The organism is Paraburkholderia sp. TE9906, assembly GCF_056279605.1.
The window spans coordinates 1-25,363 of sequence record NZ_JBWCCT010000007.1 but is presented as its reverse complement, the minus strand read 5'-3'; the positions used below and the strand labels follow the sequence as shown (position 1 = coordinate 25,363).

23 protein-coding genes and 1 pseudogene are annotated in these 25,363 nt (G+C 60.2%); 22 read left to right on the top strand and 2 right to left on the bottom strand.

Going from position 1 to position 25,363, the window contains the following annotated elements; translation table 11 throughout:
* Window positions 1-68: 68 nt before the first annotated feature.
* Entirely contained in the window at window positions 69-1,601 is a 1,533-nt protein-coding gene (locus ACZ9H4_RS19740; protein ID WP_476120800.1) for an acyl CoA:acetate/3-ketoacid CoA transferase, read from the top strand.
* 53 nt (window positions 1,602-1,654) lie between these two features.
* Here ACZ9H4_RS19740 and ACZ9H4_RS19735 read toward each other — a convergent pair whose 3' ends face one another.
* Window positions 1,655-2,335 carry a TetR/AcrR family transcriptional regulator gene (locus tag ACZ9H4_RS19735; RefSeq protein ID WP_408153652.1) on the bottom strand — a complete coding sequence of 227 codons (681 nt, stop codon included), beginning with the start codon at window positions 2,333-2,335 and terminating at the stop codon, window positions 1,655-1,657.
* A 211-nt stretch (window positions 2,336-2,546) separates the two neighbouring features.
* Here ACZ9H4_RS19735 and ACZ9H4_RS19730 point away from each other — a divergent pair, with 211 nt between their 5' ends.
* The 21 genes from ACZ9H4_RS19730 to ACZ9H4_RS19630 all read left to right on the top strand — a co-directional run bounded on the left by ACZ9H4_RS19730 (window position 2,547) and on the right by ACZ9H4_RS19630 (window position 24,329).
* Entirely contained in the window at window positions 2,547-4,055 is a 1,509-nt protein-coding gene (locus ACZ9H4_RS19730) for an aldehyde dehydrogenase family protein (protein ID WP_476120425.1), read from the top strand.
* A 105-nt stretch (window positions 4,056-4,160) separates the two neighbouring features.
* The gene (locus ACZ9H4_RS19725) at window positions 4,161-5,831 is read left to right on the top strand and encodes a GMC family oxidoreductase (RefSeq protein WP_476120423.1); all 1,671 of its coding nucleotides are present in this window, start codon (window positions 4,161-4,163) and stop codon (window positions 5,829-5,831) included.
* A 125-nt stretch (window positions 5,832-5,956) separates the two neighbouring features.
* Complete coding sequence (locus tag ACZ9H4_RS19720) at window positions 5,957-7,036, top strand: sugar ABC transporter substrate-binding protein (protein WP_476120420.1); 1,080 nt, start codon at window positions 5,957-5,959, stop codon at window positions 7,034-7,036.
* 62 nt (window positions 7,037-7,098) lie between these two features.
* Window positions 7,099-8,052 carry an ABC transporter permease gene (locus ACZ9H4_RS19715; RefSeq protein ID WP_408143669.1) on the top strand — a complete coding sequence of 318 codons (954 nt, stop codon included), beginning with the start codon at window positions 7,099-7,101 and terminating at the stop codon, window positions 8,050-8,052.
* A 16-nt stretch (window positions 8,053-8,068) separates the two neighbouring features.
* Entirely contained in the window at window positions 8,069-9,568 is a 1,500-nt protein-coding gene (locus tag ACZ9H4_RS19710) for a sugar ABC transporter ATP-binding protein (protein WP_408326131.1), read from the top strand.
* A gap of 82 nt (window positions 9,569-9,650) precedes the next feature.
* Window positions 9,651-10,535 (top strand): ABC transporter permease, encoded by an 885-nt coding sequence (locus ACZ9H4_RS19705; protein ID WP_408153646.1) that lies wholly within the window; start codon window positions 9,651-9,653, stop codon window positions 10,533-10,535.
* Between the two features lie 60 nt (window positions 10,536-10,595).
* Entirely contained in the window at window positions 10,596-11,345 is a 750-nt protein-coding gene (locus ACZ9H4_RS19700) for an electron transfer flavoprotein subunit beta/FixA family protein (RefSeq protein WP_476120798.1), read from the top strand.
* A gap of 13 nt (window positions 11,346-11,358) precedes the next feature.
* Window positions 11,359-12,300 (top strand): electron transfer flavoprotein subunit alpha/FixB family protein, encoded by a 942-nt coding sequence (locus tag ACZ9H4_RS19695; RefSeq protein ID WP_476120417.1) that lies wholly within the window; start codon window positions 11,359-11,361, stop codon window positions 12,298-12,300.
* A gap of 23 nt (window positions 12,301-12,323) precedes the next feature.
* On the top strand, window positions 12,324-13,331 hold the full coding sequence (locus tag ACZ9H4_RS19690; protein WP_476120415.1) for a Gfo/Idh/MocA family protein: 1,008 nt from the start codon (window positions 12,324-12,326) through the stop codon (window positions 13,329-13,331).
* Complete coding sequence (locus tag ACZ9H4_RS19685; protein WP_476120413.1) at window positions 13,328-14,128, top strand: shikimate dehydrogenase family protein; 801 nt, start codon at window positions 13,328-13,330, stop codon at window positions 14,126-14,128. Before ACZ9H4_RS19690 ends, ACZ9H4_RS19685 begins: the two co-directional genes overlap by 4 nt.
* Window positions 14,129-14,368: 240 nt before the next feature.
* A complete protein-coding gene (locus ACZ9H4_RS19680) occupies window positions 14,369-15,385 on the top strand; it encodes an aldo/keto reductase (protein ID WP_476120411.1) in 1,017 nt (338 codons plus the stop codon).
* Between the two features lie 139 nt (window positions 15,386-15,524).
* Entirely contained in the window at window positions 15,525-16,547 is a 1,023-nt protein-coding gene (locus tag ACZ9H4_RS19675; RefSeq protein ID WP_476120409.1) for a zinc-dependent alcohol dehydrogenase, read from the top strand.
* Window positions 16,548-16,587: 40 nt separating this feature from the next.
* Window positions 16,588-18,066: a sugar ABC transporter ATP-binding protein gene (locus ACZ9H4_RS19670; protein WP_408328901.1), complete on the top strand. Its 1,479-nt coding sequence runs from the start codon at window positions 16,588-16,590 to the stop codon at window positions 18,064-18,066.
* 2 nt (window positions 18,067-18,068) lie between these two features.
* Window positions 18,069-19,061 (top strand): ABC transporter permease, encoded by a 993-nt coding sequence (locus tag ACZ9H4_RS19665; RefSeq protein WP_408143651.1) that lies wholly within the window; start codon window positions 18,069-18,071, stop codon window positions 19,059-19,061.
* Window positions 19,062-19,085: 24 nt separating this feature from the next.
* Window positions 19,086-20,027 (top strand): substrate-binding domain-containing protein, encoded by a 942-nt coding sequence (locus tag ACZ9H4_RS19660; protein WP_408143649.1) that lies wholly within the window; start codon window positions 19,086-19,088, stop codon window positions 20,025-20,027.
* Window positions 20,028-20,078: 51 nt separating this feature from the next.
* The gene (locus tag ACZ9H4_RS19655) at window positions 20,079-20,591 is read left to right on the top strand and encodes a VOC family protein (protein WP_476120406.1); all 513 of its coding nucleotides are present in this window, start codon (window positions 20,079-20,081) and stop codon (window positions 20,589-20,591) included.
* Window positions 20,592-20,628: 37 nt separating this feature from the next.
* The gene (locus tag ACZ9H4_RS19650) at window positions 20,629-21,714 is read left to right on the top strand and encodes a zinc-binding dehydrogenase (RefSeq protein WP_476120404.1); all 1,086 of its coding nucleotides are present in this window, start codon (window positions 20,629-20,631) and stop codon (window positions 21,712-21,714) included.
* A gap of 88 nt (window positions 21,715-21,802) precedes the next feature.
* Window positions 21,803-23,101 (top strand): MFS transporter, encoded by a 1,299-nt coding sequence (locus tag ACZ9H4_RS19645; RefSeq protein ID WP_476120401.1) that lies wholly within the window; start codon window positions 21,803-21,805, stop codon window positions 23,099-23,101.
* A complete protein-coding gene (locus tag ACZ9H4_RS19640; RefSeq protein ID WP_408143644.1) occupies window positions 23,091-23,537 on the top strand; it encodes a MaoC family dehydratase in 447 nt (148 codons plus the stop codon). Before ACZ9H4_RS19645 ends, ACZ9H4_RS19640 begins: the two co-directional genes overlap by 11 nt.
* A 66-nt stretch (window positions 23,538-23,603) precedes the next feature.
* A complete protein-coding gene (locus ACZ9H4_RS19635) occupies window positions 23,604-24,119 on the top strand; it encodes a heme-degrading domain-containing protein (protein WP_476120399.1) in 516 nt (171 codons plus the stop codon).
* A gap of 51 nt (window positions 24,120-24,170) precedes the next feature.
* The gene (locus ACZ9H4_RS19630; RefSeq protein ID WP_408143641.1) at window positions 24,171-24,329 is read left to right on the top strand and encodes an enoyl-CoA hydratase/isomerase family protein; all 159 of its coding nucleotides are present in this window, start codon (window positions 24,171-24,173) and stop codon (window positions 24,327-24,329) included.
* 667 nt (window positions 24,330-24,996) lie between these two features.
* Here the strand turns inward: ACZ9H4_RS19630 and ACZ9H4_RS19625 are convergent.
* A pseudogene (locus ACZ9H4_RS19625) lies at window positions 24,997-25,363 on the bottom strand (hypothetical protein); the annotation flags it as partial.

The window sequence follows — 25,363 nt, the reverse complement described above, 5'->3', positions numbered from 1 at the left end:
AACCAACGAATCACCGATGTCAACGAGCTTTGTGGCCGATCGGACTGGAGGGTAGTTTGAAAAACTGGATGCAAGCCGAAGAGGCGGTCGAGCAGATCTTCGATGGGGCGACAATCGCGCTGGCCAGTAACGGCGGCGGGATGCTCGAGCCGGACGCCGTGCTCGCGAAACTGGAGCAGCGCTTCCTCGAGACTGGCCATCCGCGCGATCTGACGGTGGTGCACGCGCTCGGAATCGGCGACGGCAAGGGCAGCGGTCTTGGCCGCTTCGCTCATCCGGGGATGGTGCGGCGCGTCATCGGCGGGCACTGGAGCTGGTCGCCAGCCATGCAGCAACTGGCCAAAGAGAATGCGTTCGAAGCGTATAGCTTTCCCGCAGGCGCAATCTCCACGCTGTTGCGCGAGATCGGAGCGGGACGGCCGGGGCTCGTCACGCACGTCGGGCTGCGTACGTTTGTCGATCCGCGTATCGACGGCGGCAAAATCAATGCACGCGCAACCGAGGATCTCGTTGAGCTGGTCGAACTCGATGGGCGTGAATATTTGCGCTACAAGCCGTTCAAGGTCGATTTCGCGATCGTGCGTGGTTCATCGGCGGATGCGGCGGGCAATGTCACGTTGCGTCGTGAGCCCGTCGACCTCGACACATATGCAGCGGCTCTGGCTGCCCACAACAGTGGCGGTCATGTGATCGTGCAGGTGAGGGAGCGCGAGCCGGCAGGCCACGTGCCGGCGCGACTGGTGCGTATTCCGGGTGTACTGGTTGACACGCTCGTCGAGACGCCAGCAGCGCCGCAGTGTGCTATCGCGGATTACGACCCCGCGCTGAGCGGCGAATCGCTCGGAACGATCGCTGACGGCTTTTATGAAGTGCCGACCGGCATTCGTCGCATCATCGCGGCGCGCGCTTCGCATGAATTGCATGCTGGGCATTCGGCGAATTTCGGTTTCGGCATCCCCGGAGGTATTCCTGGATTGCTCGCGCAGGCGGGGCGCCTCGGCACATTCTGGGGAACGGTCGAGCAGGGCATTCACAACGGCGCGATGGTCGATGGCCCGATGTTCGGCTCCGCGCGCAACGCGGACGCGATCCTCTCAAGCGTCGATCAATTCGATTTCTACAGTGGCGGCGGCGTCGATATCTCGTTCCTCGGCATGGGAGAGATGGACGGCGATGGGAACATCAACGTCTCGAAACTGGGTTCCACCGTGGTGGGGCCCGGCGGCTTTATCGACATCACGCAAGGCGCCCGCAAGATCGTTTTCTGCGGCAGTTTCGAAGCGAAAGGTCTGCAGGTCGAGCAGGTCGGCGAGGGGCTGACTATCGTGTCGCCGGGCAGTGTGCCGAAGCTCGTCGAGCGCGTTCAGCACATCACGTTCAGTGGCGTGCAGGCGCGTATCGCGAAGCAGGAAGTGCTGTACGTGACGGAGCGTGCCGTTTTCAGGCTGGAAGAAAACGGCGTTCGGCTGATCGAAGTGTCCGAAGGTGTCGATATCGAACGGGATGTGCTTGCGCGGATGGGCTTTCGTCCGCTGGTCGACGACGCATTGCTCGCCCGCAGCAGGGGCGGTGCAGACAAGCCGCGGGAACAGGCGGCCTGATGAACGGCCGCGCAATCCGAAGCGCCGGCGCCCGGCAATCCGTGCGCCGGCATTCAGGCGCGCACGAGCCGGAGAACGGTTTCGATGTTGAAGTCGAGACGATTTTTCAACGCCTCCTTGCTCATGAAGTCGATGTCGAATATCACGCCGCTGGTGAAGCGGTTGGTCAGATAGTAGTAGCCGACGGCCGCCATTGTGATGTGCAGTTGCCGGGCGTCGACACCGGTGCGAAACACGCGTGCCTTGACGCCGCGATCGAGTATGCCTTGCAACATCGAGATGAAGCCGTGATGCAATTCCTTGAACCGTTCGGAATTCTTGACGTGACGCGCCTTATGAAGGTTCTCGCTGTTGACGAGTGTCATGAACTCGGGATTCTTCAGGTAGTAGTTCCACGTATGCGTGGTGAGCGCAACGAGGGCGTCTTCCGGCGAGAGGTGTTCGAGGTTGAGCTTCTGTTCGGCGTGGCGGATGTCGGCGTAGGCATCTTCGAGTACGGCCTGAAAGAGTTCCTCCTTGCTGCCGAAGTAGTGATAGATCATCCGCTTGTTGGCTTTCGCACGGGTCGCGATGGCTTCGACGCGGCCACCGGCGAGGCCGAGCTTGGCGAACTCTTTTTTAGCGGCCTCGAGAATGCGCGCCTTGGTGACTTCGGGGTCGCGCTGACGCGGTTGCGCTGCGCCGGCGACGGCGTTTTTCAGTGCCCGGCTGGGGGGCGTGCTCGCAAGAGTCATAACGGATTTTCGCTGCAATAAATGAGTGGGAACGGTCGTTGCCGATTTCGCGTCGTGGCACCGACTATAGACCAAAAAAGCATTGCCCGGAAGTAACCGGATGGTGCAGAATGGGGCGCAAAAATGTAAAGGGCATCGCGGCGGCTGAGCGATTGCCCTACGCCTGCGATGCGTCAGTTGGCGCGCGTGGGAGCAAACACTGGAGGCAGGAATGAGCAATCTGAACGAACTGGCAGCATCGCTTCGTCTTCCGTCGGAACCTGTGCGCACGCCGATGTTCATCGACGGCAAGGACTACGTCGCGTCCGCTGGCGAATTCGTGACGCGTAAGAGTCCGGGCCACGGCGTGCCGGTGACCTCCACGGCGCGTGCGTCGGTCGAGGATCTGATCGTGGCCGTTGCTGCTGCGCGCCGTGCCTTCGATGACGGGCGCTGGTCGCGTCTGTCGGGTGAACAGCGCTCGACGGTGCTCCTGAAAACCGCGAGCCTCATCCGGGAAAACGTGGAGACGCTCGCGTACCTGGAAACCCTCGAAAGCGGCAAGCCGATCGGCCAGTCGCGCGGCGAGGTCAACGCTGCGGCAGGCATCTGGGAATACGCTGCCGGCCTTGCACGGGTTGCGCACGGCGATTCGCACGACAACCTGGGCAGCGACATGTTTGGCCTTGTCGTGCGTCAGCCTGTCGGCGTGGTGGGTATCGTCACCCCCTGGAATTTCCCCTTTTTCATTCTGTCCGAGCGTCTGCCGTTCGTGCTGGCGGCGGGGTGCACAGCGGTGGTTAAACCCGCCGAGCTTACCTCCACCACGACACTCAAACTCGCTGCGCTGCTCACGGAAGCCGGTCTGCCGGACGGCGTCGTGAACGTGGTGACGGGGCTCGGCTCGAAGGTGGGTCAGGCACTCGCGGAACACATGGACGTCGACATGGTGTCGTTCACCGGCTCGACGCCAGTGGGCCGCTCGGTGTTGACGGCAGCGGGCGGTAACATGAAGAAGGTCGGACTCGAACTCGGCGGCAAAAATCCGCAAATCGTGTTCGCGGACGCCGATCTCGCCGATGCCGCCGACGCCATTGCCTTCGGTATCTGCTTCAACGCGGGCCAATGCTGTGTGTCGGGCAGCCGGCTCGTCGTGCATCGCTCGGTGGAAGAAGAACTCGTCGCGCGGGTCAAGAGCGTGCTCGAGAAGGTGCGGGTCGGCGATCCGCTTGATGCGTCGAACCATGTCGGGGCGATTGTCGAAGCGCGTCAGTTCGACAAGATTTGCGGTTTCATCGAAGCGGGCAAACGCGACGGCGTGCAACTGGTGCATGGCGGCACGTCGAGCCAGGAGGGCGAGCGGTTCTTTATCCAGCCCACCATGTTCCGCAACGTCGAGCCGCACAGCGCGCTGGCGCAGGAAGAAATTTTCGGACCGGTGCTGTCGGTCACGTCGTTCGATACTTTCGACCAGGCCATCCAGATTGCGAACGGCGTGCCGTACGGCCTTGCCGCCAGCATCTGGACGCGCGATCTGCAAGGTGCGATCAAGAGCTTCCGCGAGGTGCAGGCTGGCCGCATCTGGGTCAACTGCACCATCACCGGCGGCCCGGAAATGCCGATTGGCGGCATCAAGCAGTCGGGTATCGGTCGTGAAACGGGACGCTACGGGGTCGAGGAATACACGGAACTGAAGTCGGTTCATGTCCAGTTGGGCAATCGGCCGCGCTGGATCGGCTGATCCGGCCAGGCTCGATCAAACGGCCGTTAAGAGCCGTTGTACAAGCGTCAGGAATAACGGAGTCGCACGCAGCAACGTGACTGCAGAACAGTATCGGAGACAGCAATGTATGACTATGTGATCGTAGGGGGCGGGGCCGCGGGTTGCGCGCTGGCGGCGCGTCTGAGCGAAGATGCGGGCAACCGGGTGCTGCTTCTCGAAGCCGGACCGGCCGATACGGATCCGTACATCCACATGCCGGTTGGCTTCTTCAAGATGACGTCCGGTCCTTTGACATGGGGTTATCGCACGGCTGCGGCGGCCGAAACCCAAGGGCGGCAGATTCCGTTCGCACAGGGCCGCGTGCTCGGCGGTGGCGGCTCGATCAATGCCATGGTCTACACGCGTGGACAGCCGTCGGACTATGACGGCTGGGAGCGCGACGGCTGCACGGGCTGGGGCTTTCGCGATGGCGTGCTGCCGTACTTGCGCCGCATGGAAGACAACGAACGTCTGTGCAACGAGTATCACGGCGTGGGTGGCCCGCTTGGCGTGTCGGATCTCATCAGCGTCAACGAATTGACCAAGGCGTTTGTCCTGGCAGGGCAGGAAGCGGGCATGCCGCACAACAGCGACTTCAATGGCGCACAGCAGGAAGGCGTGGGCGTGTACCAGGTCACGCAACGCAATGGCAAGCGCTGCAGCGCGGCGGTCGGCTATCTGCGCGATGCTCGCTCGCGGCCGAATCTGACGGTGCGCACCGGGTGCCTCGTTTCGCGTGTGGTCGTCGAAAACGGCCGCGCAATCGGCGTTGAATTTGCGCCGGGAGACGATCGCTCGAATGTGACGATTGCGCGTGCCGAACGCGAAGTGATCGTGACCGCTGGCGCGATTGGTTCACCGAAACTGCTGATGCTCTCGGGCATCGGACGCGCCGAAGACCTGGAGCGCGCCGGCGTGAAACCCATACATGTGCTGAACGGTGTCGGACAGAACCTGCAGGATCACTTCGATATCGACATCGTCTACGAGTTGAACGGCGCGTACAGTCTGGACAAGTATTCGAAGAAGCACATGATGCTGCTCGCCGGCCTCGAATACAAACTTTTCAACAAGGGACCGGTCACGTCCAACATCGCCGAAGGCGGCGCCTTCTGGTATTCGGACAGCAGCGTACCGACGCCCGACCTGCAGTTTCACTTCCTGCCCGGCGCAGGCGTCGAGGCCGGCGTGCCGCCGGTGCCGTCGGGTTCGGGCTGCACGCTGAACTCCTATTTCCTGCGGCCGCGCAGCCGCGGCAGCGTCACGCTGCACAGTGCCGATCCCGCCGACGCACCGGTCATCGATCCTGCCTATATCCGTGACCCATATGATCTGAAGGTGGCCGTCGACGGGATTCGTCAGAGCCGCGAAATCATGAGTCAGAAGGCGCTGAGCAAATACATCAGGAGCGAGCACTTTCCCGGCGGCAGCGTGCGCACGCAAGCCGAGTACGAGACCTACGCACAGCAGTACGGACGCACCGGTTACCACCCGGTTGGCACCTGCAAGATGGGCATCGACGAACTGTCGGTTGTCGATCCGCAATTGCGCGTGCACGGCATCGCTGGACTGCGTGTCGCGGATTCGTCGGTGATGCCGCGTATCGTGAGTTCCAATACGAACGCGCCGACGCTGATGATCGCGGAGAAAGCGGCAGATCTGATTCGCGGTCTGGCGGCAACGCCTCGCCCCGTGGTGGGCAAGCTCGCGAGCACCTCAGGTCGTGCAGCGCTCGAGGCCGCAGCGACAGTTTGACGTCGGACCAGGACGGTTGGTGAGGAAAGCCCGGAAAATCTGGGCTTTCCTGTCCTAATCGTAAATATCTGGTTATTTATTTCTAGCCCTGGTGAAAAGGGTCTTTCTGACTCGGAGGAGACATCATGTCGAAACAGGATCAACACACAGGTGTATCGCGTCGCGACTTTATCAAGCTCGGCGCAGGCACGGCCTTCGCCGTCGCGAGCGGCGGCATGTCGGGGCTATCGTTCGGCGCCGGGCAGACGACGCTCGCCTGCTCGTTCCGCTCGCTGACCAATCCGTATTACACCGCGTTCAACAAGGGCGCACAGAGCTTCGCAAAGAGCATCGGGTTGCCGTACGTACCGCTCACCACCGAAGGCAGCTCCGAAAAAGGTATCGCGGATATTCGCGCGCTGCTGCAGAAGACCGGCGGCAACCTGGTGCTGAACGTCGACCCCAACGACTCCGCCGACGCGCGCGTGATTGTCGAGGCCTGCTCGAAAGCCGGTGCTTATGTCACGACGATCTGGAATAAGCCGAAGGACCTGCATCCGTGGGATTTCAACCCGAACTACGTGGCCCACATGTCGTTCGACGGTGTCGCATACGGCGAGGCGACGGCCACTGAGTTGTTCAAGGCGATGGGGGGCAAGGGGGGCGTCGTCGCGATTGGCGGTATTTTCAGCAACGTGCCCGCCATCGAGCGTAAGGCGGGTTTGATGGCTGCATTGAAGAAATTCCCCGACATCCAGTTGCTGGACTTCCAGGTGGCGGATTGGGATTCGCAAAAGGCTTTCCCGATCATGCAGGCCTGGATGACGCGCTTCAATTCGAAGATCAAGGGTGTGTGGGCGGCGAACGACGACATGGCGCTGGGTGCGATCGAAGCGCTCCGCGCGGAAGGGCTGGCCGGTCAGCTGCCGGTCTCCGGCATGGACGGCACGCAGCCGGGACTCGCCGCGATCAAGGTCGGCGAACTCGTGACGACGGTGGATTGGGACCCGTACTGGCTGGGTGGCATTGGTCTCTCGATGGGCCTTCAGGCGCAGCAGAAGAAGTTGCAGGTCGCTTCCTTGCCCAAGGATCAGCGCGAATCGTTCTGCAAGGCGACGCTCGTGAACAAGTCGAACGTGCAGACGGTCATGGCGCGCGAATCGGCGCCTAACGCCGACTGGAACAATCTCTACGCCCGCGTCGCGGGGCCCGTGGTGTATCGATGAGCAAACTAACCGCAGCGCCTACCCGGCAGGCCGTCAGCACAACAACAACCGGGATCGGGTTCATGTCGATGCATTCCCTGCTGCAGCGCTTTGCGCCGCTGCTGGTCTTGCTGGCGCTCGGCCTTTGCATCGGTGCGGTCAATCACGATTTCTTCGATCCGATGAATCTGGCGCGAATCGCGATTTCTGCCGCGATTCCGCTCACCATCGCGCTCGGCGGAACGTTCGTGATTCAACTGGGCAGCATCGATCTGTCGGCGGAAGGGATTGTCGCGGTTTCCGCCATCACTGTGTCGATGCTGGTCGAGAACTCGTACAACGACAATCACTACGGCCTGTGGGTGCTGGCCGTGGCGATCGCCGCCGGCACGGTGCTGGGGTTGGCCAACGGCATGTTGCACGTGTTCCTGCGGATTCCGTCATTCATCGCCACGCTCGCAGTCGGCTTTGTGGCAACGGGAATCGGCACGGCATGGCTATCGGGCAACACGATCCGCGTGAGCGATACAGCGCTGCGTTCGATTGCGATTACGCGCTACGCGGGCTTGCCGCTGTCGGTATGGATCGGCTTGCTTGCGCTCGCGCTCGCGTGGTTCATCTACCGCCATACGTTGCTCGGGCGTCACACGCTGGCGATCGGCGGCGGTGAGGATCTCGCGCGTCTGAACGGGGTGCGGGTGCGACGCGTGCGGATTGCGATCTTCGCACTCGCAGGTGCTTTCTATGGTGTGGCCGGCATCCTCGCCGTCGCGCAATATGGGCAGGGCCACGCGCTCATCGCAGACGGCCAGTTGTTTGTCGCGATCACGGCCATCGTAGTAGGCGGCACGTCGCTCGCAGGTGGCAACGGCAGTCCGTTGAACACGCTGATCGGTACGTTGATCGTCGTGGTGCTCGGCAACGGCATGGTGCTGCTCGGCGTGCCGCCATACGTGCAACAGGGCATTCAGGGCGTGCTGATCATCGTAGCCGTGACGCTTGCGCTCAATCGCTCGCACCGGCGCATCGTCAAGTAAGCCTGGGAGATTCGACATGCTGAAACTCAAGAACATCACTAAACGCTTCCCAGGTGTGCTCGCACTGGACGACGTGTCGGTCGAAGTGCGGCCCAATGAAATCGTCGGCCTGATTGGCGAGAACGGCGCAGGCAAGTCGACGCTGATGAAACTGCTGACCGGCGCGTACCGTCAGGACTCCGGTGAAATCACGCTCTCCGGCCAGCCGCTCGTGATTCGCAATCCCCGCGACGCTACCGCGAAAGGCATTGCGATGGTGTACCAGGAGCAATCGATCCTGCCCAACCTGACCATTGCCGAAAACCTGTTCCTCGGCCGTGAAGAAGATTTCACGACGTTCGGCCGGATGAACTGGTCGAAGCTCAAACGCGCAGCGCAAGCTGAACTTGCCACCGTGCATCTCGACATCGATCCGTTGACGGTTTGCGAAGACTTGTCATTCGGCCAGCGTCAGATGGTGGAGTTGGCGCGTGCGTTGTCGCTGGCGAGTCGCACGGGCGGCACGCCGATCATCCTGCTCGACGAACCGACTTCCGTTCTGGAGGCCGTCGAAATCGAAATCCTGTTCAGGCTCGTGCGCGAACTGAAGTCGCGCGCGTCGTTTGTGTTCGTCTCGCATCGTCTGGACGAACTGCTGTCACTGAGCGACCGCGTGTACGTGATGAAGGACGGCAAGGTGGTGGCGGAGATGGCGTCGGTGGAAGCCTCCGTCAAGCAGCTTCATGAGTTGATGGTAGGCCGCTCGATGAACGGCGAGTACTACCGCGAGAACCTGCAAAAGCCATGTCGCGATGAGGTGGCGCTTTCGGTTCAACATGCGTCGCTCGGTCATGCGTTGAACGATGTGTCGTTCGAGTTGCGCCGTGGCGAGGTCTTCGGTGTCGCAGGCGTGGTGGGCTCGGGGCGCGAAGAACTGTGCCGCGTGATCGCCGGACTTGAAAAACTCGATTCAGGCGAAGTGCGGATTGGCGGCACGCTGCTCAGGCCGCAGGCGAACCACGCGGTCGCATTGGGGGTGGGCTATGTGCCCCGCGAGCGCAAGGTGGAAGGACTCGTGACACAGATGAGCGTAGCGGAGAACCTGACGTTACCGCGACTGAGCGCGGTGAGCCGGGGCGGCGTAGTGCGCAAGGCAAGCGAACGCAAGATCGCCGACGAGTGGATCCAGCGTCTGCATATCAAGACGCCTGGGCCCGATGCGTCCTGCCGCAATCTGTCGGGCGGCAACCAGCAGAAAGTCGTACTCGCGAAATGGCGCTTTGCCGGCAGCCGGATTCTCGTGCTCGACCATCCGACTCGCGGCCTCGATGTGGGCGCGAAAGAAGAGGTCTACCAACTGATTCGCGAGTTGACCGCTGAAGGGGTGGCCGTCGTGCTGACGGGCGACACGCTCGAGGAAATTCTGGGCCTCAGCCACCGCGTCATGGTGATGCGCGATGGCCGCGCGCAAAAGGTTCTGCCATGCGAAGTGGGCTCGAAGCCATCGCAGGTTGAAATCGTCGAACATATGGTGTGAGGCTGCTATGTCATTACTGAAATCACCTTCGCGGGCAACGCTTCGCGACAACGCGCCAGTGGCTGCGTTAGTGGCGTTGTACATGTTGATCGAAATCGCGCAGCCGGGTTTTATGGCGTTATCGACGCAACTCGGCCTGCTCGCAGACAGTTCCACGTTGTTCATCATGGCGGCCGGTACCACCTTTGTGGTGCTGCTTGGCAGTATCGATCTGTCGCTGCAGGCAGTCGCATCGCTGGCAAGCGTGATGGTCGCGCTGTTCCTGCCTCGCTACGGCGCGTGGGCGGCTGTCATTGCACTAGGGGCGTCGTTTGCGATCGGCCTCATGAGCGGCGTGATCCAGACCGTGCTGCGGATTCCTTCGTTCATTGCGACGCTCGCGATCAGCGGCATTGCCGCGGCTGCGGCGCTCACGCTGTCAGGCACACGTTCGATTGCGATCAGCGATGACATGCGCAACGCTTCGCTTGGCTGGACGACGGGGACTTCGTTCGGCATCCCGCATGAGATTTTGCTGGCCATTGCGGTGTTTGCGTTCTGCTGGTTTCTGCATCGTTCGACTGTCTTTGGTCGTCACACCGATGCAATCGGCGCAGGCGAGCCGGCCGCCATTGCATCGGGCGTGCGCGTTTCCGTGACCAAATGCCTGGTGTTTGCGACCTCGTCGTTTTTTGCCGGCCTTGCCGGTGTCGTAATGGCGGGACGGCTTGGCAGTGGCTCGCCTACGTTGGCCAATCAGTTTCTATTGCCGGCAATCGCTGCGGTGATTGTCGGCGGAACGGCGTTGACCGGTGGCTCAGGTGGCATCGTGCGCACGCTGATCGGTGCGTTGCTGGTGTCGGTCGCGCGCGTGGGCATGACGTTTGTCGGCATCAGCGTGTTTGCACAACAGATCGTGTTCGGCGTGATCCTGATTGTCGCTGTGACAGTGGCTTTCGATCGCTCGAAGGTGTTGGTCATCAAATAGGTTCAAGCGTGGTCAGTCTGGACTGACATGGACAATCTGGCGGAGAAGGGTGGTTACGAAATGAAAGTGCTAGTAGCAGTCAAGAGAGTGGTCGATTACAACGTGAAGGTTCGGGTGAAGTCGGACGGCACGGGTGTCGACATCGCGAACGTGAAGATGTCGATGAATCCGTTCGATGAAATCGCAGTGGAAGAAGCGGTGCGTCTGAAGGAAGCCGGTGTGGCGACCGAAGTGATCGCTGTGTCCGCAGGCGTCACGCAAGCGCAGGAAACGCTGCGCACGGCGCTGGCGATCGGCGCGGATCGCGCGATCCTGATCGAGTCGACCGAAGAACTGCAGCCGCTGGCGGTTGCCAAGCTGCTGAAGGCGCTGGTGGACAAGGAGCAGCCTTCGTTGATCATTCTCGGCAAGCAGGCCATCGACGATGATTCGAACCAGACCGGCCAGATGCTCGCCGCGCTGGCTAATCTGCCGCAAGCGACGTTTGCATCGAAGGTTGTCGTGGCTGACGGCAAGGCAACCGTGTCGCGCGAAGTGGACGGCGGCGCCGAAACGCTGTCGCTGACGCTGCCGGCCGTGGTCACCACCGACCTGCGCCTGAACGAGCCGCGCTATGTGACGCTGCCGAACATCATGAAGGCAAAGAAGAAGCCGCTCGAAACGATCAAGCCCGCAGACCTGGGCGTGGACGTCACGCCGCGCCTGAAGACGTTGAAAGTCGCCGAGCCGCCGAAGCGCTCCGCCGGTGTGAAGGTGCCGGACGTGAAGACGCTGGTCGAGAAGCTGAAGACTGAAGCCAAGGTGCTTTAAGGAGACGGACGAAATGACGAATCTTGTTAATCTTGTAATAGCAGAACACGACAGTGCGTCGATCAAGGCCGCGACGCTGAACACGATCGCAGCGGCGCAGAAGATTGGCGGTGACGTTCACGTGCTGGTCGCGGGTCACAACGCACAAGCTGCTGCCGATGCGGCTGCGAAGATCGCGGGTGTGTCGAAGGTGCTGCTGGCCGACGCGCCGCAACTCGAAGCGGGTCTCGCGGAAAACGTCGAAGCGACGGTGATGAACATCGCGAAGGACTACACGCATATCCTGGCGCCGGCGACCGCTTACGGCAAGAACATCGCGCCGCGTATCGCCGCGAAACTCGACGTCGCGCAGATCAGCGACATCACCGCCGTGGATAGCGCCGACACGTTCGAGCGTCCGATCTATGCGGGTAACGCAATCGCAACGGTGCAATCGGCTGATCCGATCAAGGTCATCACGGTGCGCTCGACCGGCTTCGATCCGGTGGCAGCAGAAGGCGGCAGCGCGAGCGTGGAAAAGATCGAGGCGGCAGCAGACGCGGGCGTTACCCAGTTCGTGAGCCGTGAAGTGACGAAACTGGACCGTCCGGAACTGACGTCGGCGAAGATCATCGTGTCGGGTGGCCGCGGTCTGGGCAATGGCGAGAACTATACGAAGGTTCTGGAGCCGCTGGCCGACAAGCTGAACGCGGCGCTGGGCGCTTCCCGCGCAGCCGTCGATGCGGGCTTCGTGCCGAACGACTATCAGGTCGGCCAGACCGGCAAGATCGTTGCGCCGCAACTGTACGTGGCCGTCGGCATCTCGGGTGCGATCCAGCATCTGGCCGGCATGAAAGACTCGAAGGTGATCGTCGCGATCAACAAGGACCCGGAAGCGCCGATTTTCAGCGTCGCCGATTATGGTCTCGTGGGCGATCTGTTCGAGGCAGTGCCGGAATTGACCGGGTCCGTTTGAGCCTGCCAGATAGGGAGTCTAAAGTGCGCAAGACGCGGATTGCAATTATCGGTGTTGGGCTCGCGGCCACGCCGCACGCGCTTGCTCTGAACGATTTGCGTGAAGAAGTTGATGTGGTCGGTGTGCTGGGACGCTCGCGCGAGCGGCTTGAGTCGTTCGCGAACCTGTATGGTTTTCCGCTCGCTGAGTCGCTCGAGTCTGTGCTCGGAGATCCATGCGTCGACGCCGTCCTGGTGTTGACACCGCCGCACACGCATCTTGATATAGCCCTGCAAGCTGCGGCTGCCGGCAAACACGTGCTACTGGAGAAGCCGCTCGATATCTCGACGCAACGCGCAGAACGGATAGTGCAAGCGTGTCATGACGCCAATGTGCGGCTCGGTGTGGTATTTCAAAACCGCTTTCGTCCGGCGGTCCAGCGGCTTGCCGGTCTTGTGCACAGCGGTGCGCTTGGCCCGCTCGCTTACGCGGGACTAGATCTACGCTGGTGGCGCCCGCAGTCTTATTACGATGAACCGGGCAGGGGCACCTACGCACGCGATGGCGGCGGCGTACTGATGACGCAAGCGATCCACTCCCTCGACCTGCTCATGTGGCTCGCAGGTGATGCGTCATCGGTGTCAGGAACGACGGTGACCACGACATTGCACTCGATGGAAGCGGAGGACTTCGCAAGCGCTACGCTCAACTTCAAAAGTGGCGCGGCTGGCTACCTGCTTGCAACCACCGCTGCGTTTCCAGGTTTTCCCGAGCGCATTGAACTGGCCGGCACGCACGGCACGGCTGTGCTCGAGGGCGGGGCTTTGCGGGTGTTCTTTCACGATGGCGGCAAGCATGAATTTGACGATCCGTCTTCGACCGGCTTCGGTGCGAAGCCGATGGATTTTTCTCACGTTGCACATCGGGAGCTGATCCGGGATTTTTGTGCTGCGATCCGGGAGGATCGGGCACCGGCAGTCGTCGGCGACGATGGGTTGCGGGTGCAACGGTTGATCGAACGCATCACACGTGGACGTGGAGGTGACTTTTGAGGCAGATCGATGGCGAAACAAAAATCGTCGCCATTCTGGGTGACCCTATCGCACAGGCGAAATCGCCCGAGCTGTTCAATGCGCTGTTCGAACGTCATGCAGTGAATGCCGTGCTGATTCCAATGCACGTACCGCCTGCTCAACTCGGTGCGGTACTCAACGGCCTGCGCGGTATCGTCAACCTTGCGGGCGTCGTGGTGACGGTGCCGCACAAGTTTGCTGCCGCTGCATATGCGGCGAACTTGTCCGATTCGGTTCGGCAAACGGGCGGCGTGAACTGCCTGCGCCGTGAAGCGGACGGCACGTGGTCTGGTGCCATGTTCGACGGTAGCGGCTTCGTGAAAGGCCTCGCCGCATGTGGGCAGGTGGTGCGCAACAAGTCGGTGCTGCTGGTCGGAACCGGCGGGGCAGGCACGGCAGTCGCACATGCGCTTCTCGATGCCGGTGTTATATCGATCGACCTGTACGATGCCAATCTCGAGTCGATGGGACGTCTCGAAGACGCCTTACGTTCGCGCCGAAGCGCCGCGTCGATACGTCGAGGCGTGGCATCCGCGCAAGCAACACACGACCTGATCGTCAACGCAACCCCGTGTGGGATGCGCGCCGGCGATCCCTCGCCGATCGACCTGACTTGCGCCAGTCAGCAGGCGGTCGTTGCCGATCTCATCATGAAGCCCGAGCAGACGCCGCTGTTGAACGCGGCCAAAGCGCGAGGTCTAACGGCCCATTCTGGTCGCCATCTTCTCGAAAGCTCTGTTGAAACGATGGCCGCATTTCTGCGACTCATGGCCTGACTCCGTCCAGCGTAGGAATGCTGTAATCGCTGCGCCGCAATGTTTCGCACAAACGGTGGAAACGCCAGGGAAAACCCGCTTGATCGATATTCGAGTCAGGCCTAATATCAACTTTAAGTAACTATCCGGTGAGTTACATAGAAGCGGGTAAGCAGATTAATTAGATAATTCCCGCATACACCTCGAATAAATTCGGAGTTGCTCCCAGGCGCTGACTCTGGTCGATACAGGAGACGAAAGATGGATCCGGTGGCAAAGCGAAAATGGCCGCGTTCAGGGCTCGAGACAACCATGATGGGCTTCGGCGCTGCGCCGATTGGCAACATCTTCAGGCCGATCAGCGAAGAAGATGCCGCGACGCTGATCAAGGCTGCGTGGGACGCAGGAGTCCGTTACTTCGACACCGCCCCGATGTACGGCCACGGTCTGAGTGAGGCGCGTTGCGGGCAAGGGCTGCGGTGGTATCCGCGTGAGGAGTACGTGCTCTCGACGAAGGTAGGACGGCTGCTGAAGCCGCGCAAACGCGCGGAGATCAACTTCGCGCCATGGGTGGACGGTCTGCCGTTCGAACCCGTATTCGATTACAGCTACGACGGCACGATGCGTTCGATCGAGGACAGTCTGCAGCGTCTGGCGTTGGAGCATATCGATATCGCGCTGATTCACGACATCGACGTGTTTACGCACGGCGAGCGTCAGCCCGAGATGTTCGATGCTGCGATGAAGGGTGCGTCGAAAGCGCTGCTGAAGCTTCGCGACGAAGGTGTCGTGAAAGCGGTGGGCCTGGGGGTCAACGAGTGGCAGGTTGCCCACGAAGCAATCCGTCAGCAGGATTTCGACTGCCTGTTGCTGGCTGGCCGCTATACGCTGCTCGAGCAGGATGCGCTGGACGGCTTTCTGCCGCTGTGCGAAGAGAAGCAGGTGTCGGTGATTCTCGGCGGCGGCTACAACAGCGGCATTCTGGCGACGGGCGCCGTGCCGGGAGCGAAGTACAACTATGCACCCGCACCGGAAGCGATTCTGGAACGCGTACGCAAGATCGAACAGGTCTGCCGGGACTACTCGGTGCCGCTCAAGGCCGCGTCGCTGCAGTTCGTTCTCGGCCATCCGGCGATTCCGACCAACATTCCCGGCGTGCGCACGGTGGCGCAACTGGAAGACAACCTGCAGACCTTCCGCGCTGACATTCCAGCGGAATTCTGGGCCGAATTGAAGCGCCGAGGGTCGATCCGCGAGGACGCGCCGACGCCGCTTTAAGGTCCAATAAGGTCATTGCCGCGCACTCACGCTCTGCGCGGCACGCGACACACTCAACAAGCAATGCTGCCACGGTTCGCCATGGCGGAGGGGCTGTTTCGTCCCCGCGTTCACCTCGTTCACCGTTAGTGAGAAAGCCATGAAAGCTGCTGTACTAGTCGCTCCGAGGCAGTTCGAATTGCGTGACGTGCCGATTCCGGAATGCGGTGCATCGGATGTATTGATCAAGGTGGAGCGCTGCGGTATCTGCGGCACCGACCTGCATATCTATCACGGCAATTACTCCGCCGATCGCCTGCCGTTGATTCCGGGTCATGAGTTCTCCGGGACAATTTCGGAGATCGGTTCCGATGTGAAAGGACTGCGCGTCGGCCAGCCGGTGACAGCGGATATCAATCTGGGTTGCCGTAGCTGTTTCTATTGCCGCAAGAACGAAATCCTCAACTGCACACAGATGGTTCAACTCGGGATCCACGCAAATGGCGGCATGGCCGAGTACGTGCGGGTGCCGGCCTATGCCGTCGTTCCGCTGCCGCCGTCGATGCCGATCGAAGAAGGCACGATGGTCGAGCCGTTGTCATGCATCGTGCGCGCGTTTCGCAAGAGTCATCTGCGTCTCGGCGAGAGTGTCCTGATCATCGGTGCAGGTCCGATTGGGCAGTTGCACCTACAACTCGCGCTGCGTTCGGGAGCGGCGCCGGTGGTGGTGATGGAACCGAACGCGCGGCGCGCCCAACTGGCCAAGGAACTGGGCGCGGACTTCGTCGTGACCGATGCGGCGGAGCTGGAGGCCACCGTGCGGACCGCCACCGACGGAAGAGGTGTCGATGTCGCGATCGAGAGCGTCGGTCTCACCGAACTCTACGAACGGGCACTCGCGCTTATCCGTCCGGGTGGTCGCGTGATTGCCTTCGGCATCGCCAAACCGGGTCACACGTTCCGCATTTCAGCGCTCGATTTCGTTCTGCGCGAGCAGGGCGTCCAGGCGAGCGTAGCGGGAATGGGTGACGACATGCACGAGGCCGCGACACTGCTCGGCTACAAACGTATCGCTGTCGCGCCGTTTCTGACGACGATCTATCGGCTCGAGGATGTCGAGCACGCCTTTGCGCGTCTCGCCGAAGACAAAAGCGTACTCAAGATCCAGTTGCAGGTCGCCTGAACGAGCGCTTTGCCCGCGTCGTCAACTCAAGAGGTGCGCGATGAATGCCCTTGAAGTACGAGGAATCAGCAAGACTTACCCGGGCGTGCGTGCGCTCGATCAGATCGCCTTCACCTGCAGCAAGGGCTCCGTTCACGCATTGGTTGGAGAGAACGGAGCAGGCAAGTCGACCCTCATCAAGATTCTGAGTGGCGCGATTGCACCGGACGGCGGGGAGTTGCTGCTCGACGGACAGCCCTACGCGCCACAGTCGCCGAGCGAAGCGGCTATCGCCGGGGTCTCGACCATTTACCAGGAGTTCAATCTGATACCGGGATTGAACGTGACGGAGAACATCTTCCTCGGACGCGAGCGGATCGCAAACGGACTGCTCGACAGCCAGTTCATGCGCAAGCAAGCGCAGGCGCTACTGGAGCGCATCGGTGCGCCGATCGATGTGCGTCGGCGGGTTGGCACTCTTTCGGTCGCCGAGCAGCAACTCGTTGAAATCGCCAAGTCGTTGGCCATATCGGCGCGGGTGCTGATCATGGATGAACCCTCGGCAACGCTGTCCGACCACGAAATGACGTTGCTTTATAACGTGGTCAGAAAGCTCTCCACCGAGGGCGTGACGATCATCTATGTGTCGCACCGCATGGATGAAATCTTCGATCTTTGCGATACCTGCACGGTGATGAAGGACGGCCGCTCGGTATGCACACGGCCCGTCGGCGAATTGAGCCGGGACGCGCTGATCCAGCTCATGGTCGGCCGCGAACTCGATACGCGCTTTCCCGACAAGCGGCCGGCGGCGACCGGCGAGATCGTGCTCGAAGTCGAGGGTTTGCGCCTCGAACAACGCGTGCGCGACGTCAGCTTCTCCGTTCGTGCCGGCGAGGTCGTCGGCCTCGCCGGACTCGTGGGCGCGGGTCGAACCGAAGTGGCGAGAGCGATTTTCGGTCTCGAGAATGTCACCGGTGGCCGCATTTCGCTCCGAGGCCGCAGTCATCGGCCCGAATCGCCTTCGCAGGCGATTGAAGCGGGCATCGCGCTAGTTCCTGAAGACCGCAAGACCCAAGGCCTGGTGCTGGGACTGAGTATTCGCGAGAACGCTATCTTGCCCACGCTGAAAAGCATCTGCCGGTTCGGCTTCGTCGACGGCCGCAAGGAGCGGGCGCGCGTCGCGAAAGTCTACAAGCAACTCGCGGTGTCCGCTTCCAGCGTCGAGGTGCCTGTCGTGACACTGTCCGGCGGAAACCAGCAGAAGGTGGTTTTCGGCAAGTGGATGGCGCATTCGTTTTCGTTGCTGATTCTGGACGAGCCGACTCGCGGTGTCGACGTGGGCGCGAAAGCAGAGTTCTACAAGCTCATCGATGAAGTTGCGCGCTCAGGCAAAGCAGTGCTTCTGATCTCTTCGGAATTACCGGAACTTATCGGCATGGCCGACCGCATCGTCGGCGTGCGCGACGGTGTCGTGACAGGTGAGGCCATTGCGCTCGGCGCAACCGAAGAGTCCGTCCTACAAATGATTGCGAGGTAATCATGGCTATTGCCGAGTCGATGTCGAATATCAGTTCCAGCGAGCGCTTTTCGAATAACGCCTATCGGAGAATCGAGCTCGTTCAGCGTTACGGGATTCTGGCCATCTTTCTGCTGCTCTGCATGACAGCGGCCTTCTCGTCACCGTTCTTTCTCACGCCTGACAATCTGCTCAACGTCGTGAGACAGGTGTCGGTAGTCGGGCTGACCGCGCTCGGCATGACGTTCGTGATTTTGACTGCAGGTATCGATCTGTCGGTCGGTTCCATCCTCGCCTTGACGACCCTGGCGGTTGCGGGGCTGAAACCCTACGGTCCTGTCGCGTCGCTTGCCGGCGGTTTAGGGGTGGCAGTGGCATGTGGGTGGTTGAACGGTTTTATCACCACGAAAGGACGCATCCAGCCGTTCATCGTCACGCTCGGCATGATGACTGCGTTAGTCGGTGTTGGGCTCGCCTATTCCGATGGTCAACCTGTCATCGGTGTGCCCGTGTCTCTCGGATGGATCGGTCGCGGTCGTGTCGGTGGTGTCCCGGTGCAGGCCATTCTTTTTATTCTGATGGCGCTGGTTTCGATGTTGATTCTGAAGAAGACGCGCTATGGACGTCACGTCTACGCAGTGGGCGGCAACATCGAAGCAGCCCGTCTGTCGGGCGTTGCGGTGGATCGCGTGCGGGTCATCGCGTACGTGCTGTCCGGTCTTTTCGCTGGTCTCGGTGGCATCGTCATGGCCGCGCAATTGAACATCGGCGAAGCGAATCTTGGAAAGGGTCTCGAACTGGATGCCATTGCGGCGGTTGTGGTGGGTGGCACGAGTCTGGCCGGTGGTGCTGGTGGAATCGGCGGCACGATCATCGGGGTACTCCTGATCGGCGTGCTCAACAATCTGCTTAATCTTTTGAACATTCCTGCTTATACGCAATTGATTGTGAAGGGCGCCATCATCGTGATAGCCGTCCTGATTCACGCTCAGCTTAGTCGTTCCAAGGGCCGCTAGGCTATACGACACAAAGGAGACAACATGAAAACATCGAAAATTACACTGACCTTGACTACGGTGGCACTGTGTTTCAGTGCAATGAACGCCGCATGGGGCGCTTCGGAAACCATCGGACTGTCTCAGGAGAGCCTCGACCATCCGTGGCTCGCGACGCAGCGCAAGCAGATCGAAGCCGGTTCCAGCGCGGCCGGCATCCGTCTGCTGGCCACCGACGGACAGGGTAATGTGGCGACCCAGATTGCCGGCATCGAGGACATGCAATCGAAGGGCATCAAATTGTTGCTGGTTCAGGCGGGCAAGGCGGAGGGGCTGCGTCAGGAGCTGGCAAGTCTGAAAGAGCGCGGCGTCCCGTACATGTTCGTGGGCAAGCCAATTGAAAATGCCGGTGCGATCACGATGGTGTCTGGAGATAACCGTGCATTGGGTGTCGACGCTGGCCAGTTCATCGTCGACACCTTGACGCAGAAGAACGGTAAGCCGAAGGGTAATGTGGTCGTTCTCGAAGGGATTCCGGGAGACGAGACGTCGCTGAATCGGGTGGGCGGGGCGGTGTCGGTCATCAAGAAATATCCGGACATCAAGATCGTTGCGTCGCAACCTGGCGATTACCGTCGTCCTAAAGCGTATTCGGTAATGCAGAACATCCTTCAGGCACATCCGCCAGGCACGCTCGATATCGTTTTTGCCGCAAATGGAGAGATGGCGCTGGGCGCTATTCAGGCGATCAAGGAAAGCGGGCGGTCCAAAGAAATCAAGGTGACCGGGCTTGACGGACAGAAAGAAGAGTTGGACGCAATTCGGGCCGGCGATGAAGCCGCCACGTGGCTCTATCCGCCAGCTGGCACTGAGGGCATCGCAGTCGCGCTGAAAATCCTGAAGGGTGAAAAAGTCCCGCCGAAGATTGTCCTGCCGACGGTGCGTGTGACGAAAGACAATGTGGATACGGTCAAGCCCGCATTCTAATCCTGAGTACTTCTCTCATTCCGATACGAACTATCTGGCGGAAAACAGACGATGAAATTTCTCGGCATGGAACACGTTGGCTTCACGGTTCCCAATCTCGACGAAGCCGTGCAATTTTTCGAAAAGGCCTTTGGGGCGGTCACGGTGTTGGAAACGGGACCGGTCGTTGCGGACAACGCGTATATGGTGCGGCGTCTCGGCGTGCCCGAACATTGCCGCATCGAGAACATCAAGGTGCTGCGCTGCGGCAGCGGCGCGAATCTCGAGCTATTCGAATACTCGGGAGAACCTGCGCAATCGGCTCTCAAACGCAACAGCGAGGTGGGTGGCTTCCACATGGCCTTTCAGGTCGAAGATGCTACTGCCGCGGCCGCTCGCCTGCGAGAGATCGGCGTGGACGTGCTGGATGGGCCGACCTATGTCGACTCCGGTCCGATGAAGGGACTAACGTGGGTTTATTTGCGCACGCCGTGGGGGCAATTCCTGGAAGTGGTGAGCAGAAGCGGTCCGCTCGGATATGAAGAGGCAGGCGGCCCGACTCTTTGGGCGCCGCAATCCGCATAAGACAGGCGAGGGTAGGCAGCGGTGTTCAGCTCGATAGGTGTCGGCTGTCGTCTTCGAAATTCAGTGTCACGCCGGTACGGCGGTGCTGTCGTCCGCTGGGAGACATCAAATGCAAGAGATGGAAATCTGCTTCCCCGCGAAGGAGCAATTCGTTCTGCAACCCTGCGAACCGTCGGAGGCGTTACTCCCGAACGAGGTCCGTGGACGCACGGTTGCCACTCTCGTGAGTCCCGGGACGGAACTGGCGTGGGCGAGCGGAGAGGACTTTCCTGTCAAGCCGGGCTACTCGGCGGTGTTCGAAGTTCAGGAGCGTGGCGCAGAAGTAAATGGCGCGGCGGTGGGTGATCTGCTGTTCTGCATGGGCAGCCATCGCACCTACCAGCAGGTCGACGTAGCCCACACTGTTGCGATACCGTCCGGAATGAATGCGGAAACTGCGCTGCTGGCGCGCCTCGTCGGAGTATCGATGACAACGTTGATGACGACGAAAGCGCGGCCAGGCGACCCCGTTGTGATTTGCGGTGCGGGTCCGGTCGGCTATCTGGCCGCGCATATTTTCAGGATCAGCGGCGACGAAGTCACGGTCGTCGAACCGGATGCGAAGCGACGCGCGCAGGCAGAGCATTCGGGCTTGCGATCGGTGCTGCCGGCATTTCCTTTCGACCGTGTCGACCTTGCAGGTCAGGTTGCCCTGGTGGTCGACTGCTCCGGCCACGAGCAGGCGGTGCTGGACGGTTGCCGGATGGTCCGTCAGAACGGCGAAGTGGTACTGGTCGGCGTGCCCTGGCGGCGTCAGACGGATCTGTCCGCTCACGAGTTGCTCAATGCGGTGTTCAACGGTTTCGTGGAGTTGCGCAGCGGCTGGGAGTGGGCGTTCCCGTTGGTCTCCCGCAGTTTCAAGTGGGAAGAACTGCTCGGGGGCTACAACAACAGTGCGCAGAGCATCATGGCGGGCTTTCGCAAAGCGATGAAATGGCTAATGGAGGATCGCATTCCCTTGGCAGGGATGGTGCGAGTCGAATCGCCCGAAGCACCTGAGAAAGTCTATCGCGAGCTACTGGCGCGAAGCATCGATGAACCTTTCGTTGTGTTCGATTGGCGCAAGCTTCACATCGAGCATTGAGTTTCTTTCCTTACGCTAAGCGATTGCGGCAGATGGAATTGGTTTCGGGATACACGGGACCCTGGGGAGTTCATTTAAAGGAACAGCGGTGGGTAATTCCAGCTATAGATGGCGTATTTGCGCGCTGCTATTTTTCGCAACAACAATTAACTACCTGGATCGGCAGGTTCTCGGACTACTCAAGCCTGACCTTGCCGCCCGGTTTCATTGGACCGAAGCCGAATACGGCTACATGGTGGCGGTCTTTACGGCCTGCTATGCGTTCGGACTTATCCTGTCGGGCAAACTGATCGACCGATTTGGTGTCAAGGTCGGCTATGGAGTCTGTGTATTGGTCTGGAGTCTGGCTGCCTGCGGGCATGCTCTGGTGCGCAGCACGTTGGGGTTTGTGTTCGTGCGGTCGTTGCTGGGCCTGACCGAGTCGGGAAATTTTCCGTCGGCGGTGAAGTCGGTCGCCGAGTGGTTCCCTCGAAAAGAGCAAGCGCTGGCAGTGGGAATTCTGACGTCCGGGACCAGCATCGGCGCCGTGGCCGCGCCTGCCATCGTGCCGCGGCTTGCGGCTGCCTATGGCTGGCAGGCTGCCTTTCTTATAACGGGGCTTACGGGCTTCATCTGGCTGGGTCTCTGGTATGTCATGTATTACGCGCCGCAAAAACACCGCAGGGTTACGCCGTCGGAATTGAAGTACATCGAGGACGACCGTAGCGCGAACGAAGGTGCGGGCAAAGTCGTGGACTGGTTGTCTCTGCTGAGATCGCGAAAGACCTGGGCCTTCATTGTAGGGAAGGTGCTAACAGATCCCATCTGGTGGTTCATGTTGTTCTGGCTCCCGTCGTATTTTTCCACCCGCTATCACCTCGACTTGAAAAACCTCGGATTGCCGCTTGTCGTCGTCTACTTCTCGACCTCGATCGGAAGTATCTTTGGCGGCTGGCTTTCTTCGCAATTGATCACGCGGGGGTGGACGGTGCAGCGTGCGCGACAGAGCGTCATGCTGGGCCTGGCATTTCTGGTCGTGCCGATCGCTTTCTCACCATGGATCGATAACATGTGGGCAATGGTTGGACTGCTCAGTCTTGCGGCCGCAGCACATCAGGGATGGTCAGCTAATCTCTTTACCACGGCATCCGACATGTTTCCTCGAGCGCTGGTTGGGTCGGTAGTTGGCATCGGCGGCATGGCCGGAGCGGTAGGAGGCACGGTGTTTCCATTGTTCGTCGGGGCACTCCTCGATCGTTTCGTCGCGCTTGGCCGAATCAACTCGGGATACAACATTCTCTTCATCGTATGCGGCTCGGCGTATCTCGTAGCCTGGGGCGCGATGTTTCTGATCCGATCGTCGAAGCGACAACTGGACGGTGCTTTGGGGCAATCGCTTGGACTCTGATTTCTATCTGAAAGTTGGTGACGAGGTCATTTTGACGAAAGCGGTGACGGCTCAAGTCATCGACGCTTTTGCACGAATAAGCGGCGACTTCTCACCGGCTCACATGAGCATGGAGATCATGTCGCGATCGCCGTACAAAACACGTATCGCTCACGGTGCACTGCTCGTTGCATGGATGTCGCACTGCTCGACCGAGGTCGTGGAGCGACTATCGGGGCTGCGAGATGCGGGTGAAACGCCCGTGTCGCTCGGGTATGACCGGGTCCGTTTTCTCAAGGCCGCCCTTATCGGGGACATTTTGACGTACACGTATCGCGTGCAGGCCGTCGATCTGAAGCGGCGGCGTTCGGTTTCGAAACTGGACGTGGTCAATCAAACGGGAGAACTCGTCTGCGTGGCCGAGCACATCCTGAAGTTCGTTCCGCTGGTTGGCTAAGCGATACCCGGCTGGTGCTTTTCCAATAACTTTACTGGATTGCGGACTCGCTCCGCTTATATCGTCATGACTATTGCCGAAGACCTTCAGTTGATTTCGCAGCAGGAAAAGCTGCTGGTAGCACCCCGTTTCGACGCCGATTTCGGCTGGCAGATTGGGGCGCATCTACATGAAATTGCCAGGACACGAGGGCTACCGATTGCGATCGACGTGCGTACTTTCGGCCAGCCCATCTTCTACAGTGCCCTTACCGGGACAACGCCTGACAACGGAGACTGGGTGCGGCGAAAAAACAATACTGTCGCGCATTTCCGTTGCAGTTCATACGCGGTCGGCCTGCGACTGGCGGAATCCGGAGCAACGTTGAGCGACAAATTTGGTCTGTCGAACGCCGACTATGCGACGCATGGTGGTGGTTTTCCGCTGGCTGTTCAGGGTGCGGGCATCATCGGTTCGATTACCGTGTCCGGGTTGCCACAGCGTGACGATCACGGTCTGATAGTCGAGGTATTGTGCACGCTACTCGATCACGATCCCACGACGTTGCGGCTCGCTCATCAGGAAGGTGAACAGGAATCGTAGATCCGGTGACGGACGCCGACCCCGACTCTCCGTAGAGGACTTCCCGTTCAAATGTCTGATTCCACGATTATCTTCGACATCGACGCTGGCATCGCAACGATTACACTCAACCGCCCCACGCGGCACAATGCGCTGACGTTGGAGATGCTGGCGAGAATCGATCGTGCCGTCGCGCAAATTGAAGAAGCTAAGACGTTAGCGTCGTGCTGATCCGCTCGGCAAGTACACCTTATTTTTGTAGTGGTGCGGATATCGGGGAGTGGGGCGATATCGACGCTGAAGCGATGGGAAGCCGGTTCATTCGGGCCGGAAATCGCGTGTTCCGGCGTATTGCGGAACTTGATGTCCCGACGATCTCGGTGCTTTTCAGGAAATGCGCTCGGCGGTGGTCTGGAACTGGCGCTGTCGTGCGACTTCAGATAGCCGTGGTTCCAGTCGTCGGAGGACGCTATTAGCTTGAAATCTTGCGGCAGACCACTGGGAGTATGGGCGGTACCGAACGGAAGACATGGCCACTCACCGCGCAACGCTCGCATCAGTCCAGGCCATCGCGCATCGTCGCCCCATGGCGCAATATGTAGCGGCGATATGCTTCGACTCCCGCCGAGTTCGAATCGGACGGGCCCGAGCATCGGATCAGACCGGCCTCCAGATTGTCGATGCCAGCCGTTGTCAGCCGCCGTTGCGTCGCATCGTACCGACAACGGCTCGGTAGCGGCACCATTGAAAGCGAGACTTCTACGAAAAAAAAAGCCCGCACGAATGGCGGGCTAAATCCATATCCACAGAGACATGGAGGAGACTTCTTTAAAGTCTATCGAGGTCCCACAGAAGACCTTGCATAGATTCGATTCTCGTCAGGTCGAGAGGCTCACACCTATTTAACTTTTGCTGCCGCGGCTAACTTACGCACTCCCTCTTGCGGGTCTTCATTCGAGTTCATGAATTCAGTCACGACATCGGTAATTGCGCCTTCGGTGGCCGACGACTGAACATCGCCAAACGCCAACGACGGAAAGAACGAGTTGGACTTGATTGTGGCCTGTTCATCCGCGCGTGATTTCCTGGCGCAGGCGTCGAACTTATCCATGGGAACATCCTGCCGGACAGGGATTGAACCCTTGTAGAGGCTGAACTGTTCCTGGAAATCTGGAGTAGCCCCCTGAAACACCGGACACAGTCTCCCACTTAAAATAACGGGTAGGCATAAGACTGTGTTTTTGACTAACACCAGGCAGGAAATG

What these genes read in the sequence shown, in the direction of transcription:
- ACZ9H4_RS19740 (WP_476120800.1), top strand. Translation starts at nt 69, where the DNA reads ATGCAAGCCGAAGAGGCGGTCGAGCAGATCTTCGATGGGGCGACAATC.
- ACZ9H4_RS19735 (WP_408153652.1), bottom strand. Translation starts at nt 2,335, where the DNA reads ATGACTCTTGCGAGCACGCCCCCCAGCCGGGCACTGAAAAACGCCGTC.
- ACZ9H4_RS19730 (WP_476120425.1), top strand. Translation starts at nt 2,547, where the DNA reads ATGAGCAATCTGAACGAACTGGCAGCATCGCTTCGTCTTCCGTCGGAA.
- ACZ9H4_RS19725 (WP_476120423.1), top strand. Translation starts at nt 4,161, where the DNA reads ATGTATGACTATGTGATCGTAGGGGGCGGGGCCGCGGGTTGCGCGCTG.
- ACZ9H4_RS19720 (WP_476120420.1), top strand. Translation starts at nt 5,957, where the DNA reads ATGTCGAAACAGGATCAACACACAGGTGTATCGCGTCGCGACTTTATC.
- ACZ9H4_RS19715 (WP_408143669.1), top strand. Translation starts at nt 7,099, where the DNA reads ATGTCGATGCATTCCCTGCTGCAGCGCTTTGCGCCGCTGCTGGTCTTG.
- ACZ9H4_RS19710 (WP_408326131.1), top strand. Translation starts at nt 8,069, where the DNA reads ATGCTGAAACTCAAGAACATCACTAAACGCTTCCCAGGTGTGCTCGCA.
- ACZ9H4_RS19705 (WP_408153646.1), top strand. Translation starts at nt 9,651, where the DNA reads ATGTTGATCGAAATCGCGCAGCCGGGTTTTATGGCGTTATCGACGCAA.
- ACZ9H4_RS19700 (WP_476120798.1), top strand. Translation starts at nt 10,596, where the DNA reads ATGAAAGTGCTAGTAGCAGTCAAGAGAGTGGTCGATTACAACGTGAAG.
- ACZ9H4_RS19695 (WP_476120417.1), top strand. Translation starts at nt 11,359, where the DNA reads ATGACGAATCTTGTTAATCTTGTAATAGCAGAACACGACAGTGCGTCG.
- ACZ9H4_RS19680 (WP_476120411.1), top strand. Translation starts at nt 14,369, where the DNA reads ATGGATCCGGTGGCAAAGCGAAAATGGCCGCGTTCAGGGCTCGAGACA.
- ACZ9H4_RS19675 (WP_476120409.1), top strand. Translation starts at nt 15,525, where the DNA reads ATGAAAGCTGCTGTACTAGTCGCTCCGAGGCAGTTCGAATTGCGTGAC.
- ACZ9H4_RS19670 (WP_408328901.1), top strand. Translation starts at nt 16,588, where the DNA reads ATGAATGCCCTTGAAGTACGAGGAATCAGCAAGACTTACCCGGGCGTG.
- ACZ9H4_RS19665 (WP_408143651.1), top strand. Translation starts at nt 18,069, where the DNA reads ATGGCTATTGCCGAGTCGATGTCGAATATCAGTTCCAGCGAGCGCTTT.
- ACZ9H4_RS19660 (WP_408143649.1), top strand. Translation starts at nt 19,086, where the DNA reads ATGAAAACATCGAAAATTACACTGACCTTGACTACGGTGGCACTGTGT.
- ACZ9H4_RS19655 (WP_476120406.1), top strand. Translation starts at nt 20,079, where the DNA reads ATGAAATTTCTCGGCATGGAACACGTTGGCTTCACGGTTCCCAATCTC.
- ACZ9H4_RS19635 (WP_476120399.1), top strand. Translation starts at nt 23,604, where the DNA reads ATGACTATTGCCGAAGACCTTCAGTTGATTTCGCAGCAGGAAAAGCTG.
- ACZ9H4_RS19630 (WP_408143641.1), top strand. Translation starts at nt 24,171, where the DNA reads ATGTCTGATTCCACGATTATCTTCGACATCGACGCTGGCATCGCAACG.